This is a genomic window from Acinetobacter sp. 766875, assembly GCF_000582055.1.
GTDB lineage: Bacteria > Pseudomonadota > Gammaproteobacteria > Pseudomonadales > Moraxellaceae > Acinetobacter > Acinetobacter nosocomialis.
On record NZ_JEXX01000003.1, the window covers coordinates 190,919 to 214,904 of the forward strand.

Annotated in this window: 19 protein-coding genes; 11 read left to right on the forward strand and 8 right to left on the reverse strand. The window is 38.6% G+C overall.

The window, feature by feature from the left end:
- The first annotated feature begins 123 nt into the window (after window positions 1-123).
- From J576_RS05005 to J576_RS05030, 5 genes are all read left to right on the forward strand, one after another.
- A complete protein-coding gene (locus tag J576_RS05005; RefSeq protein WP_002051301.1) occupies window positions 124-1,371 on the forward strand; it encodes an MFS transporter in 1,248 nt (415 codons plus the stop codon).
- 542 nt (window positions 1,372-1,913) lie between these two features.
- Window positions 1,914-3,224 (forward strand): DcaP family trimeric outer membrane transporter, encoded by a 1,311-nt coding sequence (locus J576_RS05015; RefSeq protein WP_002051240.1) that lies wholly within the window; start codon window positions 1,914-1,916, stop codon window positions 3,222-3,224.
- A gap of 183 nt (window positions 3,225-3,407) precedes the next feature.
- On the forward strand, window positions 3,408-5,057 hold the full coding sequence (locus J576_RS05020; RefSeq protein WP_031951196.1) for a phosphoethanolamine transferase: 1,650 nt from the start codon (window positions 3,408-3,410) through the stop codon (window positions 5,055-5,057).
- Window positions 5,058-5,071: 14 nt separating this feature from the next.
- Entirely contained in the window at window positions 5,072-5,746 is a 675-nt protein-coding gene (locus J576_RS05025; RefSeq protein WP_002051287.1) for a DNA-binding response regulator PmrA, read from the forward strand.
- Window positions 5,747-5,771: 25 nt separating this feature from the next.
- Window positions 5,772-7,106, forward strand: coding sequence for a two-component system sensor histidine kinase PmrB (locus J576_RS05030; protein WP_025467925.1), 1,335 nt, complete (start codon window positions 5,772-5,774; stop codon window positions 7,104-7,106).
- On the opposite strand, the gene J576_RS05035 is transcribed toward J576_RS05030, so the two are convergent.
- From J576_RS05035 to J576_RS05045, 3 genes are all read right to left on the reverse strand, one after another.
- Window positions 7,103-7,801 (reverse strand): phosphatase PAP2 family protein, encoded by a 699-nt coding sequence (locus J576_RS05035; protein WP_004885453.1) that lies wholly within the window; start codon window positions 7,799-7,801, stop codon window positions 7,103-7,105. The two genes, J576_RS05030 and J576_RS05035, sit on opposite strands and share 4 nt — an antisense overlap.
- A 259-nt stretch (window positions 7,802-8,060) precedes the next feature.
- Window positions 8,061-9,248 carry an ammonium transporter gene (locus tag J576_RS05040; protein WP_002051335.1) on the reverse strand — a complete coding sequence of 396 codons (1,188 nt, stop codon included), beginning with the start codon at window positions 9,246-9,248 and terminating at the stop codon, window positions 8,061-8,063.
- A gap of 306 nt (window positions 9,249-9,554) precedes the next feature.
- The gene (locus tag J576_RS05045) at window positions 9,555-10,439 is read right to left on the reverse strand and encodes a LysR family transcriptional regulator (protein ID WP_002051515.1); all 885 of its coding nucleotides are present in this window, start codon (window positions 10,437-10,439) and stop codon (window positions 9,555-9,557) included.
- Window positions 10,440-10,555: 116 nt separating this feature from the next.
- Between J576_RS05045 and J576_RS05050 the strand changes: the two genes are divergently transcribed.
- The 3 genes from J576_RS05050 to J576_RS05060 all read left to right on the forward strand — a co-directional run bounded on the left by J576_RS05050 (window position 10,556) and on the right by J576_RS05060 (window position 13,289).
- Entirely contained in the window at window positions 10,556-11,461 is a 906-nt protein-coding gene (locus J576_RS05050) for an AEC family transporter (RefSeq protein WP_002051200.1), read from the forward strand.
- Between the two features lie 95 nt (window positions 11,462-11,556).
- Window positions 11,557-12,573, forward strand: coding sequence for a hypothetical protein (locus J576_RS05055; RefSeq protein ID WP_002051526.1), 1,017 nt, complete (start codon window positions 11,557-11,559; stop codon window positions 12,571-12,573).
- 137 nt (window positions 12,574-12,710) lie between these two features.
- Window positions 12,711-13,289 (forward strand): methyltransferase domain-containing protein, encoded by a 579-nt coding sequence (locus J576_RS05060; RefSeq protein ID WP_002051270.1) that lies wholly within the window; start codon window positions 12,711-12,713, stop codon window positions 13,287-13,289.
- A 65-nt stretch (window positions 13,290-13,354) separates the two neighbouring features.
- Here the strand turns inward: J576_RS05060 and J576_RS05065 are convergent, their stop codons facing one another.
- Window positions 13,355-16,252, reverse strand: a complete 2,898-nt coding sequence (locus J576_RS05065; RefSeq protein ID WP_002051174.1) for a valine--tRNA ligase — start codon at window positions 16,250-16,252, stop codon at window positions 13,355-13,357.
- Between the two features lie 196 nt (window positions 16,253-16,448).
- Here J576_RS05065 and J576_RS05070 point away from each other — a divergent pair, with 196 nt between their 5' ends.
- The 3 genes from J576_RS05070 to J576_RS05080 are packed head-to-tail and all read left to right on the forward strand — an operon-like array spanning window position 16,449 to window position 18,447.
- Window positions 16,449-17,126: a hypothetical protein gene (locus J576_RS05070; protein ID WP_002051408.1), complete on the forward strand. Its 678-nt coding sequence runs from the start codon at window positions 16,449-16,451 to the stop codon at window positions 17,124-17,126.
- A gap of 25 nt (window positions 17,127-17,151) precedes the next feature.
- Window positions 17,152-17,958 (forward strand): SDR family NAD(P)-dependent oxidoreductase, encoded by an 807-nt coding sequence (locus J576_RS05075; protein ID WP_002051112.1) that lies wholly within the window; start codon window positions 17,152-17,154, stop codon window positions 17,956-17,958.
- Window positions 17,959-18,012: 54 nt separating this feature from the next.
- Entirely contained in the window at window positions 18,013-18,447 is a 435-nt protein-coding gene (locus J576_RS05080) for a nuclear transport factor 2 family protein (RefSeq protein ID WP_002051296.1), read from the forward strand.
- Here the strand turns inward: J576_RS05080 and J576_RS05085 are convergent.
- From J576_RS05085 to adeJ, 4 genes are all read right to left on the reverse strand, one after another.
- Window positions 18,444-18,878, reverse strand: a complete 435-nt coding sequence (locus J576_RS05085) for a YbjQ family protein (protein ID WP_002051467.1) — start codon at window positions 18,876-18,878, stop codon at window positions 18,444-18,446. The two genes, J576_RS05080 and J576_RS05085, sit on opposite strands and share 4 nt — an antisense overlap.
- A 7-nt stretch (window positions 18,879-18,885) precedes the next feature.
- Window positions 18,886-19,236, reverse strand: coding sequence for a YbjQ family protein (locus tag J576_RS05090; protein WP_002051367.1), 351 nt, complete (start codon window positions 19,234-19,236; stop codon window positions 18,886-18,888).
- A 109-nt stretch (window positions 19,237-19,345) separates the two neighbouring features.
- Entirely contained in the window at window positions 19,346-20,800 is a 1,455-nt protein-coding gene (gene adeK / locus J576_RS05095) for a multidrug efflux RND transporter outer membrane channel subunit AdeK (protein WP_002051147.1), read from the reverse strand.
- The gene (gene adeJ / locus J576_RS05100; RefSeq protein ID WP_002051282.1) at window positions 20,800-23,976 is read right to left on the reverse strand and encodes a multidrug efflux RND transporter permease subunit AdeJ; all 3,177 of its coding nucleotides are present in this window, start codon (window positions 23,974-23,976) and stop codon (window positions 20,800-20,802) included. Before adeJ ends, adeK begins: the two co-directional genes overlap by 1 nt.
- Window positions 23,977-23,986: the final 10 nt, after the last annotated feature.

Here is a 23,986-nt window from a genome sequence, read left to right on the forward strand (position 1 = left end):
TTAAGTTTTAAATCATCCTTTGTTTTATCTTAATCTTTTGAAATCTATGCTTCATTGGCAAAATGTAAGACTACGCATGGTATTTCATGTTATTACCGCACAAAGAAATAAAAGTAGGTATATATGTTTCGACAGCAAAATCTTTATCTTTTGCTATTTTCCTTATATTGGGCGCAAGGTTTACCTGTGGGTTTTATGACCCATGCTTTGCCCGTAATATTAAGAGCTCAAGGTGTATCACTCGCGCATATTGGTGGTTTTGGGCTGCTTATGTTGCCTTGGTCAATCAAAATATTTTGGGCACCGTGGGTGGATCGACACGCAATTTCCCATTTAGGTCATTATCGTAGCTGGATTTTACCCACTCAGCTTTTGACGGTGGCAGTACTTTGTATTTTATCTTTTTTTCCTATTCAGACTTTAGATCAGCCTTTGTACTTATTTATATTTTTTATTGCACTGTTATTTATGAACTCGACGGGCGCAACTCAAGATATTGCAACCGATGCTTTAGCTGTCAATTTATTACAACATGATCAGCAACATTGGGGAAATACATTTCAAGTTGTAGGCTCTCGGCTTGGTTTTATTGTAGGTGGGGGAGCTGTGTTATGGTGTTTAGATTGGTTGTCATGGCAGCCAACTTTTTTATTATTAGCTGCTTTAGTATTTATCAATACTCTACCTGTTTTACTATTCAAAGAACCTCCTCATACTTCTCATTCTGACAATCAATCTAGCCAGCCAAATTTATTGATAAAAATTAAGTCTTATTTGAGTTATTTTTCTCAAAATAAAGAACTTCGTTCTTGGTTAATGGTACTCATCACTTTTAAAGTGGCAGATGGCTTAGCTGGGCCTTTACTCAAACCCTTAATGGTTGATATGGGATTAAGTTTTACCCAAATAGGTGTTTATATCACTATGCTAGGCGCTGTAGCTGCTTTAGTGGGAGCATTTATTGCAGGATGGGTATTAAAGTATTTTTCTAGAACAAATACATTAATTAGTTTTTCAATATTAAAAATCATGAGTTTAGGTGCGTATGTTTACTTGGCCTATGCTTATGAGCAAAAGATAAAAATAAATGCATGGCTTATTTATACTATAAATGCTTTAGAAGATGCCTTTGCCGCCATGCTACTCGTTGTAATGTTAACCTTAGTCATGCATTACAGCCGAAAGAACTACGCAGGCACTGATTTTACTTTCCAAGTTTCGGTCATGGCGACAGTAAGTGGTGGTCTTTATACCTTGAGTGGTGTTATTGGAGATGCGCTTGGTTATTACCATTATTTGATATGTATTGTCAGTGTCGGAGTACTCTTTTTAATTCCTATGTACATATGGAAAGGAACAAAGACTGTATAAAAAATGACATTAAGTTGATGAAATAAAGAGACTTAAATTAGGTTGAGTCGTGCTGAAAAATTGTACTTATGCCTTTAGTCATTCTTTTAAAAATGTATATTTTTAGCTATTCAAATGGTTTATTAATTGTGCCATCTTGTTTGGGTAGCAAATGGAAGCTAGAAGGAGAAAAAGGGATGCGAATAACAAGAAAAATCATGTGAAACCATCAGGACAGCAAAAGAATCTTTAATTAGATTGTATATTAGCCTAAAGTCTAAAAAAGAATAATGAAATAATGATTTAATCATTCTATAAGATAAGAGAGTTGTGTAGGATTCGTTACAACATGAAGTCAAGGTAAAAGTTCTGTAAGCAAAAGTCTGTTTTAATTCTTTTGATTTGGAAATTTTAATCTTACCCAGCGTTAAAATTGGTTTTGATTGCGGTAATAAAATTAATGCAATCAAATTTGGAGGATAGTTGGTTTTTTTGTGCTCAATGGTCACACGAATCAACTTGGCATGGACAAGCAACATAAAATATATTTTTAGGAGTTTTTGATGGATCTATTCCTTAATCGTAAATCGTTTGTTGTTAAAAGTTTAGCTATTACAGTAACAGCTTTAATGATGAGTGGGGCAAATGCGGCAACCTCTGAAAAAGAGGAAATTCAAAAACTTCGTCAAGAAGTTGAAGCTTTAAAAGCATTAGTTAAAGAACAGCGCCAAGTTCAACAGCAACAGCAACAAGTACAGCAACAACAGCAAGTACAGTTAGCTGAAGTTAAAGCACAGCCTCAGCCTGTTGCTGCACCAGCTTCTCCATTAGCAGGTTTTAAATCTAAAGCTGGTGCTGATGTGAACCTTTATGGTTTTGTTCGTGGTGATGCTAACTACATTATCGAAGGTGCGGATGACGACTTTAATGCTGTAAATAAAGTAGGTGGTACAGGTGGTACAGCTAGCACACAGGATAAATTACGTGCGACAGCTAAAACTACACGTCTTGGTTTAGATTTTAATACACCTGTGGGCGATGCTAAAGTAGGCGGTAAAATCGAAGTTGACTTTGGTGGAACAAACGATGCATTCCGTATTCGTCATGCTTATGTAACATATAATGACTGGTTGTTTGGTCAAACGACATCTAACTTCTTATCAACTCATGCACCAGAAATGATCGATTTCTCGACAAACATTGGTGGCGGTACGAAACGTGTTCCTCAAGTACGTTATAGCTATAAATTAGCACCTGCAACTCAATTGTTTGTTTCTGCTGAAAAAGCTGATAGTTCATCATCTGCTACAGGTGATAGCCTTAAATATCGTCTACCTGCATTAACTGCTAAAATCACCCAAGGTTATGCAGAGGGTAAAGGTTCTGCATCAGCTCGTGTTTTAGTAGAAAACTACAAATCACAGCTTGCTGATGATAATAAAACTGGCTGGGGTATTGCTGCAGGTACAGACTTCAAAGTTTCTGATCCTTTAAAAGTATTTGCTGATGTTTCATATGTAGTAGGTGATAGTACTTATTTATATGGTAGTAATGCTGCGTATGCTGTAGCTGCTAATAAAGATATTGAGCAAAATAAATTTGTTGCTGTACAAGTAGGTGGTACTTATAAAATCTTGCCTAACTTGCGTTCAACTTTAGCGTACGGTGCACAGTTTGCAGATGATGGTACAGATTTTGCCCGCTTAAATGCATCTGCTAACGAAAAAGTTCAACAAGCATGGATTAACTTTATCTATTCGCCTGTTAAACCAATTGATTTAGGTCTTGAATATATCAATGGTAAGCGTGAAACGTTTGCTGGCCAGTCTTACAAAGATAACCGTATTGGTTTAATGGCTAAGTATAGCTTCTAATTTTTCAAAGATTTAAGTCTGAAAAAGTCGAGGTTCAAGTGAATCTCGACTTTTTATTTGTAGTTGAGTTAAATGACACTAAGCGCTTAAAAATGGTTTATACCGATCATTCTAGTATTTAAGTCATTTTTAAGTTTCAATTTTTACATTAGAAGATCATAAAAAAGGTCGTAGTAACCAGAGATGCTGAGTTTTTTTTCTAAATTAAGAAATAAGCAGATTTCCCTGTTTATGTTCAACGTCATTATAGCCATTTGGTTAGGTGCAATTCTAAATATTGGTTTTTATAAGAAAGTTCACCTGTTAACACCATATTTAGGTATAAAAGCAACCTTATTCTTAGCAGCTACTGTAGTGATTGTTGTTGCTACCTATTATGCAGCTTTACAAATTTTAAACTGGAAATGGACCGCCAAAATTTTTGCCATTCTGTTAGTATTCATTGGTGGGTTTAGCTCGTATTTTGTAAATACTTTAGGTGTCATTATTTCACCTGACCAGATTCAAAACATTGCTCAAACAGATGTCGCAGAAGCCACAGATTTACTCTCTTTGCGTTTTGTGCTCTGGACGATTTTCTTTGTTGTTTTACCTATATTTTTGATTACTCAGGTAAAACTCAAATCAGAAAAAATACTTCCGCTTTTGCTTAAAAAAGTCCTTTCCATCGCCCTTGCATTTGCCGTTGTGGGCGGATTGTTGTTTGCTTACTATGTTGATTTTGCAGCAATATTTAGAGAACATCGTGATTTAAAAGGGATGATCTCTCCTCAAAACACTATTTCTTCGGTGATGTCTTATTATCGTAAAAAAGCGCCTAAGAAAAATCTTCCTCTTGTGAAGTATGGTGAAGATGCCCATCAAGTTCAGCAAACTCAAAAAGATTTACCTAAACTCATGGTACTTGTAGTGGGCGAAACTGCACGTGCAGAAAGTTTCTCGCTCAATGGGTATGCTAAAAATACAAACCCAGAGCTTTCTAAACAAGATATTTTAAATTTCTCTCAAGTGAGTTCATGTGGTACGGCAACAGCAGTTTCTGTGCCATGTATGTTCTCTGGTATGCCACGTGCTGATTATGATGAGCAATTGGCAAGCCATCGTGAAGGCTTACTAGATATTGCAAAACGCGCAGGCTATCAAGTGACTTGGATTGATAACAACTCGGGTTGTAAAGGTGCATGTGATCGTGTTGAACAATACCAGATTCCAGAAGACTTAAAGCAAAAATGGTGTAAAGATGGTGAATGTCTTGATGGTATTCTCATTGATAGCTTAAAGCAGTATTTGTCCTCTATTCCGAAAGACGATAAACGTCCACGTTTAGTTGTATTACATCAGATGGGTAGCCATGGGCCAGCATATTACAAACGGGCACCTGAGGGATATCAACCATTTAAACCAACTTGTGATACTAATGCGATACAGGGTTGTTCACCAGCTGAGCTATTAAATAGTTATGATAATACAATCGTGTATACAGACCATGTATTAAGCCAAATGATCAATACTTTAAAAGAAGTATCGAATTATCAAACAGGTTTATGGTATTTATCTGATCATGGAGAGTCGACAGGTGAGCATGGTATGTATTTGCATGGTTCGCCTTACTCAATCGCACCGAGCCAACAAACACATATTCCAATGATTATGTGGTTCTCTGATGGCTGGAAACAACATAATCTTGCTCAAGTAAATTGTTTAAACCAACAAACTAAACAAAAGTTAAGTCAGGATAATCTATTCCCAAGTTTGTTAAGTTTATTGGATGTACAAACTCAGGTCATCAACCCTCAACTGGACATGTTGCACTCCTGTGCCCATGTAAACTAAAGCGAGCCTAGAACATGACAAAAATCTTGATGATTGAAGATGATTTTATGATTGCAGAATCAACAACGACGTTGCTGCAATATCATCAATTTGAGGTGGAATGGGTCAATAACGGTTTAGATGGTTTGGCCCAATTAGCAAAGAATAAGTTTGATCTCATTCTTTTAGACTTGGGATTGCCAATGATGGATGGTATGCAAGTTTTAAAGCAGATTCGTCAAAGAGCAGCAACACCAGTCTTGATTATCTCTGCACGTGACCAACTGCAAAACCGTGTTGATGGTCTGAATTTGGGAGCAGATGATTACTTAATTAAGCCTTATGAGTTTGATGAATTACTCGCTCGTATTCATGCTTTATTACGCCGTAGTGGCGTAGAGGCTCAACTTGCAAGCCAAGATCAACTACTAGAAAGCGGTGATCTGGTTTTAAATGTTGAACAGCACATTGCAACGTTTAAAGGGCAACGTATTGATTTATCGAATCGTGAATGGGCAATCTTGATTCCGCTTATGAGTCATCCAAATAAAATTTTCTCAAAAGCTAATTTGGAAGATAAGTTATATGACTTTGATAGTGATGTGACCAGCAACACGATTGAGGTATATGTCCATCATTTAAGGGCTAAGTTGGGTAAAGACTTTATTCGAACTATCCGAGGACTGGGTTACCGTTTAGGGCAATCATAATTTAAGATTTCGGGACTTCATGAACGTGCATTATTCATTAAAAAAACGACTGATTTGGGGCACCTCAATTTTCAGTGTCATCTTAGGTTGTATTTTAATTTTTAGTGCTTATAAGGTTGCACTTCAGGAAGTCGATGAAATTCTAGATACTCAAATGCAGTATTTAGCGGAAAGAACGGCTGAGTATCCCTTAAAAACAGTAAGTAGTAAGTTTGATTTACATCGGACTTACCACGAAGAAGATTTATTTTTAGATATTTGGGCTTATAAAGACCAAGCGAATTTATCTCATCATCTACATTTACTGGTTCCTCCAGTGCAACAAGCTGGTTTTTATTCACATAAAACCGCTGAAGGTGTAGTCCGAACATATGTTTTACCGTTGAAAGACTACCAAATTCAGGTCAGTCAACAAGAGCGAGTTCGTGAAGCTTTCGCATGGGAGCTTGCCGGCAGCATGTTCATTCCTTATTTAATTATTTTACCTTTTGCGATATTTGCCTTGGCTGCCATTATTAGTCGTGGTTTAAAACCAATAGATGATTTTAAAAATGAGTTAATGGAGCGTGATTCTGAGGAGTTAACACCAATTGAGGTGCATAATTATCCTCAAGAGCTTTTGCCTACCATTGATGAAATGAACCGTCTGTTTGACCGTATTTCTAAAGCACAAAATGAACAGAAGCAATTCATTGCTGATGCTGCTCATGAACTAAGAACACCTGTTACTGCATTGAACTTACAAACCAAGATTTTGTTAAGCCAGTTTCCTGAGCATGAATCGTTGCAAAATTTAAGCAAAGGTTTAGCTCGTATTCAGCATTTAGTGACGCAGCTTTTAGCGTTGGCAAAGCAAGATGTAACTTTAAGTATGGTTGAACCTACTGGCTATTTCCAGCTCAATGATGTGGCTTTAAATTGCGTTGAGCAGTTGGTTAATTTAGCCATGCAAAAAGAAATTGATTTAGGCTTTGTTAGAAATGACCCTGTCGAGATGCATAGTATTGAACCTACCGTACATTCGATTATTTTTAACTTAATTGATAATGCAATTAAATATACACCACATCAGGGGGTAATTAACATTTCAGTTTATACCGACCCAGATAATTTTGCTTGTATTCAAATCGAAGATAGTGGCGCAGGTATAGATCCTGAAAATTACGATAAGGTGCTTAAACGTTTTTATCGAGTACACCATCATCTTGAAGTGGGAAGTGGTTTAGGTTTATCAATTGTAGATCGTGCAACTCAAAGACTTGGTGGAACTCTAACTCTCGATAAAAGTTTAGAACTTGGTGGTCTTTCAGTTTTAGTGAAGTTACCTAAGGTTTTACATTTACATGAAACAAGAGCTTAACTAAGCTCTTGTTTTAATTGTTTTTCGAACTCAAAGCGATGAATACAAATCGCATAAAAGAAAATGTTCACTGCCCAAACAACCCAACCTGTCCATAAGTTATGACTTAGGAAATGTGCTCCTCGCATCATTTGTGCCCAACCCATCATAAATCCTAATAAAATGCCTGAAAATAAATAAAAATAAGCTCGTTTTGGTTGTTCAAGACGATAAACAAAATAACCGGTCATTATGATAAATCCAGCACTGGCATGACCACCTGGAAAACAATGACCATGTTTTGCTGTAAAGTCCCAAATATAGCCACCTAAACTATTAGGATGAACCATATTCCAAGGGCAGGCATGAGCAGATTGTGATTTTAATAAACCAACAACACCGCTACCAATCATGCTGACAAAAAACATATAACCATATTGCCAGCGATAGATTTTTAACTTTTCTACTTTAAATGAAGCAAGCCACAGACCAAAAAAGATGACATAAACCGCAGTGATAATGTCTTTTACGATTTGATGATTAAGCCTTTCGAGATACCAATTTTCCCGATTAAAAAATTGACCAGTTGAATCAATCCAAGGTTGGATGAGGTACATATCAATTTTTCCTCCCACTGGGAATACAAATAAAAGTATAAAAAAGCTGATAGCAAGAAAAATAAGCTGAAGCTGAAAAAAATGTTTTTGTTGATTCATTGTGTTTTAACATCAATTTAAGCGTGAATTGAAGGCATTACATAAAATAAAACTTAAATTGTTCTTAAACTAAACAGGATTTCATCTTTAAATCTTAGAAAAATATTCAATTTAATATATTTTTCAATATATTAAATTGAATGTATGGAAAACTAAAAGTGTAGTTTTTAATCAAGGAAAGTTATTTTTAAACTAAAAGGTTTTATTTGTACAAGGCATATGAAGCAGTATATTTAAATCCTGCTTCATAATCATTGAATTAAAACATGCCTTCTTCAGAGTTGGCAGAGATTTTATGAATAGACAAATCTGCACCACGAAACTCATCTTCTTGAGATAAACGAATACCAATGGTCGCTTTAAGGATGCCATAAACAATAAAACCGCCAGCAAGTGCAATAGCAATCGCGAGTACTGTACCAATGAGCTGTGAGGCAAATGATACACCGCCTAAACCACCTAGCCATTTTTGACCAAATAGTCCCACTGCAATACCGCCGAATGCACCGCAAACGCCATGTAAAGGCCATACACCTAGTACATCATCTACTTTGAGTTTATTTTGAGTATAGGTAAAGAGGTATACGAACATGGCACCAGCTATACCACCAATAACAAGTGCACTCACGGGATGAACAATGTCAGACCCAGCACAAATAGCAACTAAACCGGCAAGTGGACCATTATGTAAGAAACCTGGGTCATTTTTCCCAATTGCATTTGCTGTAATCGTTCCGCCAACCATTGCCATAAGTGAATTAATAGCAACTAGCCCAGAAATAGCATCAAGACGTTGAGCACTCATTACATTAAAGCCAAACCAGCCCACAATTAAAATCCATGAACCAAGTGCTAAAAATGGAATTGAAGAAGGAGGGTGAGCACTTACGCGACCATCTTTCTTATAACGACCAGAGCGAGCACCTAATAAAATAACCGCAGCGAGTGCAATCCAGCCACCCATTGCATGGACTACAACTGAACCAGCAAAGTCGTGAAAAGCTGCGCCAAAAGTTGTTTCTAACCATTTTTGTAAACCATAGTTACCATTCCAGACCATACCTTCAAAAAAAGGATAGACCAGACCAACTAAAGCGAGCGTTGCTATTGCTTGTGAACGCATTTTGGCGCGTTCTGCAATACCACCTGAAATAATTGCAGGAATTGCCGCAGCAAAAGTCAGTAAAAAGAAGCAGCGCATTAAGTTGTAACCATGATCACTTGCGAGGCTTGTACCATCATGGAAGAAATGCTGGCCATAAGAAATGTAATAACCAACAAAGAAATATGCGATTGCGGAGAGGGCAAAGTCAGTCAGAATTTTACTAAGCGCGTTCACCTGATTTTTGTGGCGAACTGTACCAAGTTCCAAGAATGCAAAACCTGCGTGCATGGCAAGAACCAAAACTGCACCAAGTAACAAGAAAAATAGATCTACATTTTGCATAGCATGCTCGAAAAAAGTGCTAAATTCCATTTTGGAACAAATCTGGGTCTGTAAATTGCACCAAAATAGATTTAAGGAATCTAAAAACCTAAGTTTGTCGAAACAAACTCAATTGCATAAAAGTGAATATGCAATAAGCGCACCAATTTGGATTGTGAAATTAGTTTTTGGCGATAAATGGTGCGTTAATTTGCTTAAAATAGGCTGTTATGGCACATTTTTATGATAAAAGTCATCTAATTTGTTTATAAATTGACCTAAAAGAGTTCGTTATTAAAATATAAAACGAATTAAATTCTGACTAAATTATTTATTAAACCAAACCTCTTGAGCAATTTGTATGAATGCTTTTACGGCTGGACTGATGTGTTTCTTATTTTTTACTGCAAGACCAATAGAACGTTTAAGGTTCGGTTTAAATGGGCGTTTAACTACGTTTGGATAAAGTGAGAGTAGCTCTTTGGTGATCACCATATCAGAGACTATTGAGATTCCTAACTGGTTGTGTACCATACTAACGATACTTAGAATTTGGGAAACATAAAATTTGATATCTGGTTTCACATTAAAGTTTTTTAAAATTAATTCGACCTGATGTCGACTACCAGCCATTGTCATAATAAAAGGGCAGTTTTCTAGTTGGGCTGGATCAATATAGAGTTGCTGCGCCAGCGGGTAACCACTCGGAATTAAGGCAACAAAACGATCTTCGATTAAAGGGAATGTATCGAATCGCTCATCTGGCATAATTAAAAAACCAACCTCTATGCGCCGTTCCAATAACCACTGAGCAACTTCTTTATCTTCACCTTCATCAATATAAATTTCGATTTTAGGATAGCGCTGCCGAAAGGTTTCTAAAATTTCAGGCAGTAGATAAATAGAGGATGATGCCCCAAAAGAACCAATTCGTAATGTTCCTTCATTTAAACCGTGGATGGCAGCCACTTCTTTTTCTAAGGTATTGGAAATACTCAATAACTCTTTTACATGGGTCAATAACTGCTGACCTGTCGTGGTGAGTTCAATATCGCTTTGAGTTCTTGAAATGAGGTTAATACCCCATTGTTGTTCTAATGATTTAAGCGCATGGGAAACTGCCGACTGTGAAATGCCCAACTTTTCAGCGGTCGCAGTGAAACTTTTTAGTTCAGCAATGAGTGCGAAAATTTCAAGTTGGGTAAAGGTCATGTTGTATTTGTTATGAGTAAAAACTCATTTTATCATGAGTTTTCATTATCTTTAATATATGAGTAAGCCAAGCTAATTGCCAAAGCAGCAAGCCCTAACAAAACTCGAGTAAAGAAATGAATAGCATTGTTTTATCTCTTTTTCCTTTAGTTGCATTAATTGCATCGGGATACTTATTTAAAAAATATCATTTTTTCAGCGATGAGTTTTGGGTTGGGACAGAGAAGCTTAATTACTATATTTTGTTTCCCGCTTTGCTTTTCAGTACGCTATCGACCGCAAAAATTGACTTACAAAGCTTGAGTACAGCCATTATTGCGATGTTGATTGTGGTCTTAGCTGTAACCGCCTTTTTATACATACTCCGAATGTTTTGGCATATACCGTCTGCACGTTTTGGTGTGCATGTACAAAGTATGGTTCGCTTTAATACTTATATTGGTTTGGCCTTAGTGACTTCACTTTTTAAAAGTGAAGGAATGGCAATACTGGCAATTTTATTGGCACTTTGCATTCCACTGGTAAATGTTATTTCGGTGCTTGCTTTAACTTCTAAAGAACATATGGCAATTAAACCTGTTTTGATTGCACTGCTTAAAAACCCTTTAATTGCATCATGTGTGGTCGGTGCAGCAGTTAATGCACTTCACATCCCGATTTGGGACGGCTTTACTCAGTTTATTAAGCTTTTTTCTGTTTCGAGTTTGCCATTAGGTTTGTTATGTGTTGGCACAGCTTTGCAGTTTATGCAAATTAAAAAAGACATTGTGGTATTGGCAGCAGACACGTTTGCTCGACTTTTAGCAGTACCTGCTTTGGCTTACGCGGTCTGCATGTGGTTTGGTTTACCAAGCTTACAAACACAAATTTTAGTCATTTTCTTTGCGCTACCGACTGCTTCTGCTTCATACATTTTAACCAAAGTTTTGGGTGGCGATAGTCAGCTTATGGCAGCCGTGATTAGCTTTCAAACTCTATGTGCTGCCGTGACTTTACCACTAGTGATTTGGTGGATTTCTTAAGATATAAATTTTTGGCCTCTTAACACTTAAAGAATGCTTGGCTACCTTCCTCATCTGATTATTGCTACACTTTTTTCTTTTTCAGGTGGATGAGTATGTCCTTTGATCTCAAAGTGAGCTTGCAGCAAAGGTCTGAACCGTCTGCACAGCAGAAAAAATTGAATCGCCTGATTGATAAAATAGAGCAGCAAAAAGTTAGCCTGAGCACTTGGCAAAATGCAAAAGCTGAGATTCAACAGCACATACGGCAAAAACTGATGCCTGTGTATAGCGATTTGCATGCAGTGCTATTTCAACAGTTAGAGCAACTTTGGAATATGCTGCATAGCCATGAGTTTTCTAAAGCAGATATGCAACAACTAGATGGAAAAATTGTCCAGCTTGCACAAATGTTGAAGCGATCCAAAATGCTATCTACTGAACAATTGGATTTAGTGAAGCAGATCGATACCTTTTATCAGCAACATACTCAAGATTCGGTAAAAAAGAATAAAAAAACTCAGCCAATAAAATCTGAATACCAAGAAAGCGTTGATCAGGGTTCAGAGTTTGAAGAAGACTTTGAACAATATGCTGCCGAGCAACAACAAGCGCGTGAACAAGCCAAACGGCAAAGACAGCAGCAGAAACGTGAACAAGCTGAGCAAATGGCAGCGCAGTCGTTAAAAACAGTTTATTTAAAAATTGCCGCGATGATTCACCCAGACCGTGAGCAAGATGAAACTAAAAAATTAGAAAAAACCGAGCTGTTTCAACAGGCAAGTCAGGCCTACGAAAAGCAGGATTTGTTTTATTTACTCAAACTCCAGTTACAGCTTGAACAGAATAAAGGGCTAGGTGCTAAAGACTTATCTGCCGAGCAATTGAGGTTTTATAAACTGGCTTTAGATGCACAAAGTCAGCAGCTTGAAAGTCAAATAGCTGAGATTTTAGATTCTTTTCAGTTAGTGAAGAACGTGAAAGCAGAGCATGTACACATTAGTGATGTTTATAAAGCTGTCGATGCCGACTGTGCTGAGCTAAAGCAGCAGTTGAAATGGGAGAAAGAACGTTTAAAGTATATGAAAAAGGTGAGTGGGGTAGAAATGTTGTTGGGGCATGGGGTGCTTTAATTAGCTTCTAGGCTTTATATGCAGCCATGAGGCTACCGATGATTTGATAAGGAATAAATTCTGAAATAAGAAATCGTTGAGGTTATATTCTTTATAAAATATAGTGTGGAAATTATAAAAATTAAAAGATCGGATTTATGAATGAAAAATTTATTCAATTATCAAAAGAACTTAAACATAGACCTATTTTAGAGAAGGCTTTAGGTTATTTTCCTAACTTACCTTTAGTTGCTATCGATTGTGGCTGTGGCGCTGGCAATGAATCTGCTTATCTACTCTCAAAGGGATTTAATGTTCATGCTTTTGATATTTCAATTGATGCGCAAAAAGTTTGTACTGAGCGATTCAAAGATGACTCTAAATTTATTTTCTATCATGAATCTTTTGAAGACTTTAATTTCCCGTCTGCAAGCTTAATTATTGCTTCATCAAGTCTATTCTTTTGCGATCCAAGTTATTTTTATAGCGTAATTAAACGAATGATAAATGCTCTTTCTGAAGGCGGAATTCTGATAGTTGATTTATTGGGGACTCAAGATGAATGGGTTACTAGAGAACCTGCAAAATTTATAGGTTTTACTTATCAAGATATAGCCGACTTATTTTTATGTGACTTTAATTTATTGTTTCATAAAGAAATGAATGAAAATTTACCTTTATTAAATGGTTGCATAAAATCATGGCATCTCCATATGCTGATTCTACAAAAAAAGTAATTTTGAAATATAGAAAAACCCAGAACCTGTTTGCACAGATTCTGGGTTCGTTTAACTAAAAAAGCTTAAAGCGCAGCAATTTGCTCCATATTCGCTTTAACTTTATCTAACTGCGCAGCAAACTCAGCAAGTTTCGCTTTTTCACCTTCAACAACCGCTGCTGGTGCTTTAGATACAAAGCCTTCATTTGCAAGTTTATTTGCAATTTGATCATGTTGCTTTTGGATTTTATCCAAGTCTTTTTGCAAACGAGCAAGCTCAGCTTTAGGGTCAATTAAGCCTTTCATTGGTACAAATACTGATGCATGACCTACAACACTTGAAGAAGAAAGCGGTGGTTCTTGGTCTTTACCTAAGAACTCAATGCTTTCGACTTTAGCCAATGCTTTGAACAACGCTTCAATACGAGTAATTTGCTCACGTTCAGCATCAGAAATGTTTTGAAGTAATACTGGTAATAAACGCGCATTACCTAAGCCCATTTCACCGCGAATATTACGAACCGCACCAATCAAACCTTGAAGCCATTGCATATCTGCTTCAGCTTGTTCATTGATTTTTGCTTGCTCAGGAATAGGGTATTGAGCAGTCATAATCGTTGGGCCGCCTTGACCAAGCATTGGTGCAAGTGTTTGCCAGATTTCTTCTGTCAAATACGGCATTAACGGATGAGCCAAACGTAATGAAGCTTCCATCACAGCAAGCAGTACACGGCGTACTTCAGCTTTACGCTCTTCTGAAACTTCTGCATCGTTAAGAACCGGTTTAGTTAACTCAACGTACCAGTCACAGTATTCATTCCAGATAAAGTCATAAATTGCTTGAGCAGCAAGGTCTAAACGATAAGTTGCAAACGCTTGGTGTACAGCAGCTTCTGCTTTTTGCAGACGGCTGATAATCCATTGTTCTGGAAGTTCCCAAAGATCAGGACGAGCTTGTTGACCAACGGTTTGGCCTTCAACATTCATCAGAACGAAACGTGTTGCATTCCAAATTTTGTTACAGAAGTTACGGTAACCTTCAACACGTTTTAAGTCGAACTTGATGTCACGACCAGTGTTTGCAAGGGCACAGAACGTGAAACGAACTGCGTCAGTACCATAAGCATTAATGCCTTCTGGGAATTCTTTACGCGTTGATTTTTCAATCTTCGCAGCATCTTTCGGGTTCATTAGGCCAGTCGTACGTTTTGCAACTAAGCTTTCTAAATCAATACCGTCAATCAAGTCTAATGGGTCAAGTACGTTACCTTTAGACTTCGACATTTTTTGACCTTCACCATCACGTACCAAGCCGTGAACGTAAACAGTCTTAAATGGAATTTGAGATGAACCATCTTCATTTTTCATGAAGTGCATGGTCATCATGATCATGCGGGCAACCCAGAAGAAAATGATGTCAAAACCAGTCACTAACACATCTGTTGGATGGAAGGTTTTAAGGAAATCATTTGTGGCATCTTTTTGTGCGTCGCCAGTCCAACCTAATGTTGAGAATGTCCAAAGTGCAGATGAGAACCATGTATCAAGTACGTCTTCGTCTTGTTTAAGTTCAACGTCAGCAGCGATGTTATTTTTCGCGCGTACTTCTTCTTCGTTACGGCCAACATAGATGTTGCCATTTGCATCGTACCAAGCTGGAATACGGTGACCCCACCAAAGTTGACGTGAAATACACCAGTCTTGAATGTCACGCATCCACGCCATGTACATGTTGCTGTACTGCTCTGGAACAAACTTAATACGGCCATCTTGAACTGCTTCAATTGCAGGCTCAGCAAGCGGCGCAATTTTTACGTACCATTGGTCAGTCAGTAACGGCTCAATGATTACGCCTGAACGGTCGCCACGTGGCGCTTTTAAGTCATACGGTTGGATTTGATCTAACCAGCCTTCAGCTTCCGCTTGAGCAACTAACTTTTTACGTGCTTCAAAACGTTCTAAACCAGCGTATTCCGCAGGTGCAGTAATAGTTTTAGAAATCTGTTCGCCAGCTTTTGCAATATATTCAAACTCACCTAAAACTTCGGCATTTTTGTTGAAGATATTGATGATTGGCAAGCTATTGCGTTTACCTAACTCATAGTCGTTAAAGTCGTGAGCAGGCGTGATTTTTACACAGCCAGTACCGAAGTCTTTTTCAACGTAGTCATCGGCAACGATTGGAATTAAACGACCAGTAATTGGCAATACAATATTTTTACCAACAAGGTGTGCATAACGCTCATCTTCAGGGTGAACAGCAACAGCAGTATCACCAAGTAATGTTTCAGGACGAGTCGTTGCAACTACAAGATAGTCTTTGCCATCTTGAGTTTTAACTGATTTGTCTTCAAAGAAATATTTAAAGTGCCAAAGTGAGCCTTTTTCTTCTTTGCTTTCTACTTCAAGGTCAGAAAGAGCAGTTTGAAGTTTAGGGTCCCAGTTTACAAGACGCTTACCACGGTAAATTAAACCGTCTTCGTGCAAACGAACGAATACTTCTTTAACTGCGTTTGATAAACCTTCATCCATCGTGAAGCGTTCACGTGACCAGTCCACAGACGAACCTAAACGACGAATTTGTTTGGTAATTGTGCCGCCAGATTGTTCTTTCCATTCCCAAACTTTTTCGATGAACTTTTCACGGCCTAAGTCGTGACGAGTTACACCTTGTAAGCCAAGTTGACGCTCAACAACCATTTGAGTTGCAATACCAGCATGGTCTGTACCTGGTTGCCACAAAGTGTTTTTACCCATCATGCGGTTATAACGGGTGAGGGCATCCATAATGGCATTGTTAAAGCCATGGCCCATGTGCAAACTACCAGTGACGTTTGGTGGTGGAATCATGATACAGAATGATTCACCGTGACCAGAAGGTTTGAAGTAACCTTGTTCTTCCCACGTTTTGTACCACTTCTTTTCGATCTCGGTTGGATCGTATGTGGTTGCAATATTTTGAGCGGTTTGAGCGTCAGTCATAGTAGCTTAGATCGAATATGCATAAAAAATTGCATCTATTGTAGCAAAAAAATGCCTCGAAATTAATGTGCTGAAAACAGATAAACGGTTTTGTATTTTTTTCAAAAAACGGTAGATTTATGAAGCATGGATCACAATTTAATCGTGTAGCGGCACGGCAGAAAAATTACAAAAGAATTGATAAGGGATGCGATATATGAGCTACAAAGTTTTTTTAAAGATTTCCGATTCAACCTATACCCAATTTGCTTCAATTCGAGAGAAATTACACGCAGGGGTAAAAGAAAGCCAATCTAAAGCATTAGGTAGTGTTCTTTCCGATTTATCTTGTGAAATTATTGAGCAAGTTTTCTCAGTATTGTTAAAGGATGAGCAAGACAACTCTACCATGACTGAAAAACAGCGCCATGAGTCCGAGAAAGTTCTTCAACAAATTTTAGATACTTTCCGAAAATATATGCCTTGGTCAGTCTCTTTTTTCGGCAATGAACGGCTATTACCTTTAGTTGATTATATGACATCACTTATGAAAGAACGTGAGCAAGATGTTTATATTACTTACCCAATCACACCACAACTTGTGCAACAGGCCCAAACACTGACTGAACAAATACGTGCGGGCAATATGCAAAGCGTAGAAGAAGCTTTTCAGACCTTGATTCAAATTGTGGATTTAGGTGTAACAAGCCTAGTACGTGAACCTAAAAAACGTTTAAAATTTAATTTGGTTGTCGACAAAACCCTAAATGGGGTCATTAATATGACAACGCATTTGGGCTATAAACGTTTGGAAAAATTGGGGACGCAGGTTGATCAGACCACAGCAACTCATTATATCAATCACTTTTTGGCCTTCATGCATCAAGCAGCATAATTTAAAAAGATAATAGGAAGTCAAAATGGCCAAACTTGATACTTTGCAAAATAAAGTGGTGTGGATTACTGGAGCATCTTCCGGTTTAGGTAAAGCTTTAGCTGGTGAGTTTGCTTTGCAAGGGGCTCAAGTGATTTTAACTTCGCGTCGCTTTGAAGAGTTAGAAGAAGTTCGCGTTGGTTTACTCCATCCGGATCAGCACTTATCGGTAGTTGCAGACATTACCAATCAAGAGCAAGTTCAAGAGGCTTATGAGCAGATTTTAAAAGCAAAAGGACGAATTGACTGGCTTATTAATAATGCAGGTTTAAGTCAACGTGCTCTTATTCAGGACACCACAATGGCAACAGAACGCGCCATTATGGAAGTCGATTATTTCTCACAAGTGGCACTAACTAAAACTGTGCTGCCGATTATGCTTAAACAAAAGTCTGGCCGAGTCGTATTTGTGTCGAGTGTGGCAGGCCTTCTAGGTACGCAATACCGTGCAAGTTATTCGGCTGCTAAAGCTGCTATTCACATGTGGGCCAACAGTTTACGTGCCGAAGTTGCCGATCAGGGTGTTGAAGTTTCGGTTATTTTCCCGGGCTTTGTAAAAACTAATGTTTCGTTTAATGCGTTAAATGGCGCAGGGCAACCTCAAGGCCATCAAGACGAAGCAATCGAAAATGGACTAGAAGCCGATGTTTTTGCAGAACATTCAGTTAAGGCTTTAATGCAAGGACAAGAATATATTGTGGTAGGTGGTACTAAAGAAAAATTAGGTGTGATGGTTTCCCGTATGTCGCCGAAATTACTCTATAAAATGATTCGAAAAACAAAAGTGAAATAAAAAAGAGATTTTGCCGTGGTAAATTGATGGAAAAACCCACATAGAAGGTTCACCATGGATCAAGACTATCATCGTATCTTAGACGTTGTTACGCGTTTTCAATTGGTCTTTGACCAGAAAAATTGGGATGCGTTTGATGAGTTGTTAGCCGATCAACTTGAGGTGGACTATTTCCAGTTTAGAGGAGAACCTTTATGTGTGGTGTCTTGTCATGAATTTAAAGGTTCGCGGCAACAGGCTTTGTCGCATTTACGACTACAGCACAATTTGAGTAATCCTCTTGTTCGGATTGAACAAGACCGAGCATGGTTAGAGTGTAATTATCAAATTTACCGTTTTTCTGAAAATGATTATTTTCATTCTTTTGGTCGCTATTATTTTACTTTGGCAAAACAACAGGACAAATGGAAAATTACCGGAATTTGCCAACATTTAACCAAAAATATTGGCAATCCACGTATTCACTTTTCTGCTATGGGGCAGTGCTAGTCTTTGACTGCTGTACCATAAGCAAAAACTTCAATCATTCCGCCTTGCATACCGAGTTCGGTTGTACTCAACCGAACTCCCATAATATGGTTAGCACCCACATTATGGGCTTGCTGTTTTAAACGAATAATCGCTTCACGGCGAGCTCGTTCAACAATGCTTTCATAACTGGTCAGCCGACCCCCTAAAACATTTTTTATAGAAGCCAGCACATATTTAAAGTAGTCGTGAGAAATGACTACATTACTGCTAATAAAATGGCCTAATTGATCACTCGTTGCAAAACGATTGGTATCAATTCTGATATGTGCAAATTGTTGCTCTTTTTCTAGAAGTTCATTTAAATGTTTTCGTTCAATATGGCGGCCAAAAGCCCAACCAATACTGAAGAGAATGAGAAAAATAACAAGCTGAAAAATAAGATTGTCCATTTTCTACCTATGCATTAAATGGATCGGGTAGATGAGGTGCTTGGGGCTGCACAACGACTGCTGTGCCATATACAAATAACTCGGAAGCACCTTGGGCAATGTTTGAAGTTGAAAAACGAATGCCAACAATTGCGTTAGCACCAAGTTGCTGTGCCTTAGCAATCATGCGATCCATTGCTTCTTGGCGGGATTCTTCTAAAAGTTCGGTGTAGCCTGTGAGTTCTCCACCTACAATATTTTTTAAACTTGCCATGAGGTCACGGCCTACATGTTTACTACGAACAGTGCTGCCATATACAACATCAAGTTGTTTTAAAATTTGATGGCCTGGAACGCTTTCTAAATTACTTAATAACATTGTTTTTTATCAATCAAAATTTATTAAGGTTTCAAGATAAAAAATATTCACATTGGTTGCAATAAAAAAGCCCACCGAAGTGAGCTTTTATAAGAATGTGATTTAAAGCTTATTGCTTTTTCAGTTCAGCACTTGATGGTTGATGTACCACTGTATCTGAAGTGTTTGCTTTTAAACCGCCACCTAGAGTTTTATATAACTCGATTTGGTTGTTTAAGTTTGCTTGTTGAAGCAATAACAAACCTTGTTCAGCTGAATAAGATGAACGTTGTGCATCAAGAACTGTCAAGTAACTATCAATACCTGCACGGAAGCGGGCATTTGAAAGTGTGTAGTTGCGGTTAGTTGCTTCTACTAAACGTTGTTGAGCTGTTAAACGTTCACCAATGTTGGCACGTGTCGCAAGTGCATCATTAACTTCACGGAATGCAGACTGAACTGATTTTTCATAATCAGACAATGCAATTTTCTGATCGGTTTCAGAAATTTTTACATTGGCACGACGAGTACCCCAGTCAAAGATTGGTAAATCTAAGCTTGGACCAATTGACCATGCAAAACCACCAGACTTAAATAGATCACTTAAGTCAGTTGATGCATAACCTGCTGAACCCGTTAAGCTAATGGTTGGGAATAAACGTGCTTTTGCTGCACCAATATTCGCACCCGCAGCGCTTAAGTTATATTCGGCCGCTTTTACATCTGGACGGTTATTTAACAAATCACTTGGTAAACCAGCAGTGAATACATTTTGCTGAGCAATACGTTTCACAGGCTGTGTCGGTAACAAGTTTTGTGCAACTGGTTGGCCTACAAGTAAGTTCAACAAGTTTTGTGCTTGAGCAATTTGAGTTTTGTAGTTCGCTACATCGTTACGCGCAGTTTCTACAGAAATCTGTGCCTGACGTAATGGAACTTCACTGTCGATACCTACATCAAAACGTTTTTTGTTGAGATTGTAAGAATCTTGCTGCGCTTTAAGTGTTTGCTCTGCAAGTCTTAAATTCGCCGTTGCAAACGAATAGTTTAACCATGCTTGAGCAACTTGACTGATTAAACTGATTTGAGTCGAATCACGTGCACTTTGTGTTGAAAGGTAATTATCTAAAGCAGCGTCTTTTAGACTACGAACACGGCCCCAGAAATCAAGCTCATAAGCAGTTACGCCCAAACCTACTTGGTAAGTAGAGTAGGGGTTATTCGGGTCACGACTTGGCGTAACCTGACGAATTGCACTACCACTTGCTCCGATTGTTGGAAGCTGGTTGTTCTTCGTAATCTGATACTGCTCTTGAGCACGTTCAATATTGAGCGTTGCTTTACGTAAATCACGGTTATTCGCAAGAGCCAAGTCGATTACTTCAAGCAAACGTGGGTCAGCAAAGAACTGTTTGTAGCCCTGTTCAGCAATAGATGTACCAGAAGCGCTGTTATATGCATAGCTCTGTGGAATATCGGTTTTCACGACTGGTTCTGGGCCGCGCATGCTTTGACAAGCTGCCAAAGCAAGCGCAAGTGCAGATACCGCAATGCTACGACCTGAAATAGACCATACTTTTTGCATCACGATTTATGCTCCTGAGTGTTTATGGTTTTTGGTTTGTACTTAAAGATACTACGAATCCACACATAGAATACAGGGATAAAGAAGATACCTAAGAATGTCGCGCTGAGTACGCCACCAAGTACACCGAAGCCTACCGAGTGCTGACTTCCTGCACCAGCACCTGTTGAAAGTGCAAGCGGAAGTACACCAAAACCGAAGGCAAGGGTTGTCATGATAATTGGACGTAAACGCATTTTTGCAGCATGTAAGGTTGCGTCAAGTAGATCTTCACCTTTCTCTTGCAGCTCTTTTGCGAACTCAACAATCAAGATCGCATTTTTTGCAGAAAGACCAATTACCGCAATAATCGCTACCTGGAAGTAAATGTTATTCGAGAGATTTGGATCTCCTTTAATAATCATACCCAAGTAAGTCAATACGATCGCACCAATGACACCAAGCGGTACCACAAGTAAAACCGAGAACGGAATTGACCAGCTTTCATACAATGCAGCCAAGCAAAGGAATACGATTAACAATGAAAGCGCATATAAGAATGGCGCTTGAGCACCAGACTCACGTTCTTCAAGTGATAAGCCTGTCCATTCATAGTCGAAACCTTGTAAGCCCATAGATGGTAACTTACCAATAATTTCTTCCATTGCTTTCATGGCATCACCAGAGCTCACGCCAGGTGCAGGTGTACCTTGAATGTTAACCGATGATACGCCGTTATAACGTTCAAGACGTGGAGAACCATATGTCCATTTGCCAGTAGCAAATGCGGAGAATGGAACCATCTCACCTTTGTTATTACGTACATACCACTTGTTTAAGTCTTCAGGCATCATACGGCTACCCGCATCACCCTGAACATAAACTTTTTTCACACGACCGCGGTCAACGAAATCGTTAATGTATGAACCACCCCAAGCAATACGCATTGTATTGTTGATGTCAGCAATGCTAACACCCATAGCACCAGCTTGAGCCTGATCTACATTAATTTGATATTGAGGCGTATCTTCTTGGCCATTTGGACGTACACCCATGAGGCGTTTATCTTGCGATGCCAAGCCTAAAATAGTGTTACGTGCTGCAATTAGTTTCTCATGGCCTTGACCACTTGAATCTTTAAGCTGCAAGTTAAATCCGGCAGTTACACCCAATTCAGGCATTGCAGGAAGCTGTAACGGCATAACATATGATGCATCTTTAATGATCATGTTTAATGCCATACCACGCTTAATTAATGCGCCGATTTGAGTTTCCGGTGAAGTACGTTTGCTCCAGTCTTTCAACTTAACGAAGCCAATACCAGCGTTTTGACCCACACCTGTGAATGAGAAACCAGAAACAGTGAAAATTGATTCTACTGTGTCTTTTTCATTCATAAAGAAGTTTGTCATGGTGTCAATCACTTTACCTGTACGGTCAAGCGTTGCATTTGGTGGTAATTGAACAAGTGTCATTACAACACCCTGATCTTCTTCTGGTAAGAATGAAGATGGGAGTTTTTGGAACAAGAAGACTAAAAGGGCAACTACAACAGCGTACAGCACGCCAGAGAAGATTTTGCCTTTAAGCATGCGGCTAACACCATTTTGGTAGCTGTGCGACATGCGGTCAAAACCATTGTTAAAGCTTCTAAAGAAACGAGCGAAGATATTATTGCTTGGTGCTTTATTTGGATCATGCTGTTTTAGAATAGTCGCACAAAGTGCAGGTGTGAACGTCAACGCTACAATTAACGACAGTACCATTGCAGTTACAAGGGTAATCGAGAACTGGCGGTAAATTACACCTGTTGTACCACCAAAGAAGGCCATTGGTACGAATACCGCTGTCAATACACTGGTAATACCCACTAACGCACCAGAAATCTGCTGCATTGAGCGTGAAGTAGCCGTAACCGGATCAGTATGATCTTCACTCATTACACGTTCAACGTTTTCCACTACAACAATAGCGTCATCGACCAGAAGACCGATTGCCAATACCATAGCGAACATGGTTAAGGTGTTAATTGAGAAGCCAAAAATATTAATAACAGCAAATGTACCTAATACAACCACTGGAACTGCAAGCGTTGGAATAATCGTTGCGCGCCAGTTTTGTAAAAATAGGAACATGACAATGAATACCAAAATCACGGCTTCAATTAATGTGTGTACTACACTTTCAATTGAAAGACGGATAAATGGAGTCGTGTCATAAGCTAGTTTATCTTGTAAACCTGCTGGATAGTTCTTACGTAATTCAGATAAACGTTGTTCAACAGCAGCTGCCGTATCCAGTGCGTTAGCACCTGTAGCAATTTTAATTGCAAGACCACCTGCTGGTTTACCATTAAATTTCGAGTCGAACTGATAGTTATCCGAACCTAACTCTACGCGAGCTACATCTTTTAAACGAACTTCAGCACCAGATGCTGTGTTCTTTAAAAAGATATTTCTAAACTGCTCAGGAGTCTGTAACAAACTTTGAGCATTCACTGTTGCGTTAAGTACTTGACCTTGTACAGCAGGCGCACCACCTAACTGACCTACAGCAACTTGCGAGTTTTGTGCTTGAAGCGCAGTTGCAATATCACTAGGAGTGAGTTGGTAACTTGTTAACTTGGCTGGATCGAGCCAAATACGCATTGCATATGAACCACCAAAGACCTGAACTTCACCAACACCAGCAACACGGCTAAGCGGCTCTTTAATTGAAGAGTTTACGTAGTCTTTAATGTCTGAGTCTGAAAGGCTGTTATCTGGTGAATAAAATGCAATAACTTGTAGGAAGCTTGCACCAGATTTAGTAACTGTTACACCTTGACGTTGTACATCTTCAGGTAGAAGCGCAGTTGCAGATTGCAATTTATTCTGAACCTGAACTTGTGCGATATCAGGGTCAACACCTTGTTCAAAGTTTAATTGAATAGATGCTTGTCCGTTACCAGCACTGTTAGAAGAAATATAACGTAAACCATCGAGACCATTCATTTGTTGTTCAATGATCTGGGTTACGGTGTTTTCAACTGTTTCAGCCGATGCACCAGGATAAGTCGCAGCAATGGTGACTGTCGGTGGTGCAATCGTTGGATACTGTGCAATAGGCATTTTTGTTAGCGTGAGAATACCCGCCAACATAATGACTAATGCAATCACCCACGCAAATATGGGGCGATGAATAAAAAATTGTGCCATTCAATCTACC

Coding starts and splice junctions, on each gene's coding strand:
- J576_RS05035 (WP_004885453.1), bottom strand. CDS start 7,801: ATGAATCAACAAAAACATTTTTTTCAGCTTCAGCTTATTTTTCTTGCT.
- J576_RS05020 (WP_031951196.1), top strand. CDS start 3,408: ATGCTGAGTTTTTTTTCTAAATTAAGAAATAAGCAGATTTCCCTGTTT.
- J576_RS05040 (WP_002051335.1), bottom strand. CDS start 9,248: ATGCAAAATGTAGATCTATTTTTCTTGTTACTTGGTGCAGTTTTGGTT.
- J576_RS05050 (WP_002051200.1), top strand. CDS start 10,556: ATGAATAGCATTGTTTTATCTCTTTTTCCTTTAGTTGCATTAATTGCA.
- J576_RS05085 (WP_002051467.1), bottom strand. CDS start 18,878: ATGGACAATCTTATTTTTCAGCTTGTTATTTTTCTCATTCTCTTCAGT.
- J576_RS05005 (WP_002051301.1), top strand. CDS start 124: ATGTTTCGACAGCAAAATCTTTATCTTTTGCTATTTTCCTTATATTGG.
- J576_RS05090 (WP_002051367.1), bottom strand. CDS start 19,236: ATGTTATTAAGTAATTTAGAAAGCGTTCCAGGCCATCAAATTTTAAAA.
- adeK (WP_002051147.1), bottom strand. CDS start 20,800: ATGCAAAAAGTATGGTCTATTTCAGGTCGTAGCATTGCGGTATCTGCA.
- J576_RS05065 (WP_002051174.1), bottom strand. CDS start 16,252: ATGACTGACGCTCAAACCGCTCAAAATATTGCAACCACATACGATCCA.
- J576_RS05055 (WP_002051526.1), top strand. CDS start 11,557: ATGTCCTTTGATCTCAAAGTGAGCTTGCAGCAAAGGTCTGAACCGTCT.
- J576_RS05075 (WP_002051112.1), top strand. CDS start 17,152: ATGGCCAAACTTGATACTTTGCAAAATAAAGTGGTGTGGATTACTGGA.
- J576_RS05015 (WP_002051240.1), top strand. CDS start 1,914: ATGGATCTATTCCTTAATCGTAAATCGTTTGTTGTTAAAAGTTTAGCT.
- adeJ (WP_002051282.1), bottom strand. CDS start 23,976: ATGGCACAATTTTTTATTCATCGCCCCATATTTGCGTGGGTGATTGCA.
- J576_RS05080 (WP_002051296.1), top strand. CDS start 18,013: ATGGATCAAGACTATCATCGTATCTTAGACGTTGTTACGCGTTTTCAA.
- J576_RS05060 (WP_002051270.1), top strand. CDS start 12,711: ATGAATGAAAAATTTATTCAATTATCAAAAGAACTTAAACATAGACCT.
- J576_RS05070 (WP_002051408.1), top strand. CDS start 16,449: ATGAGCTACAAAGTTTTTTTAAAGATTTCCGATTCAACCTATACCCAA.
- J576_RS05025 (WP_002051287.1), top strand. CDS start 5,072: ATGACAAAAATCTTGATGATTGAAGATGATTTTATGATTGCAGAATCA.
- J576_RS05045 (WP_002051515.1), bottom strand. CDS start 10,439: ATGACCTTTACCCAACTTGAAATTTTCGCACTCATTGCTGAACTAAAA.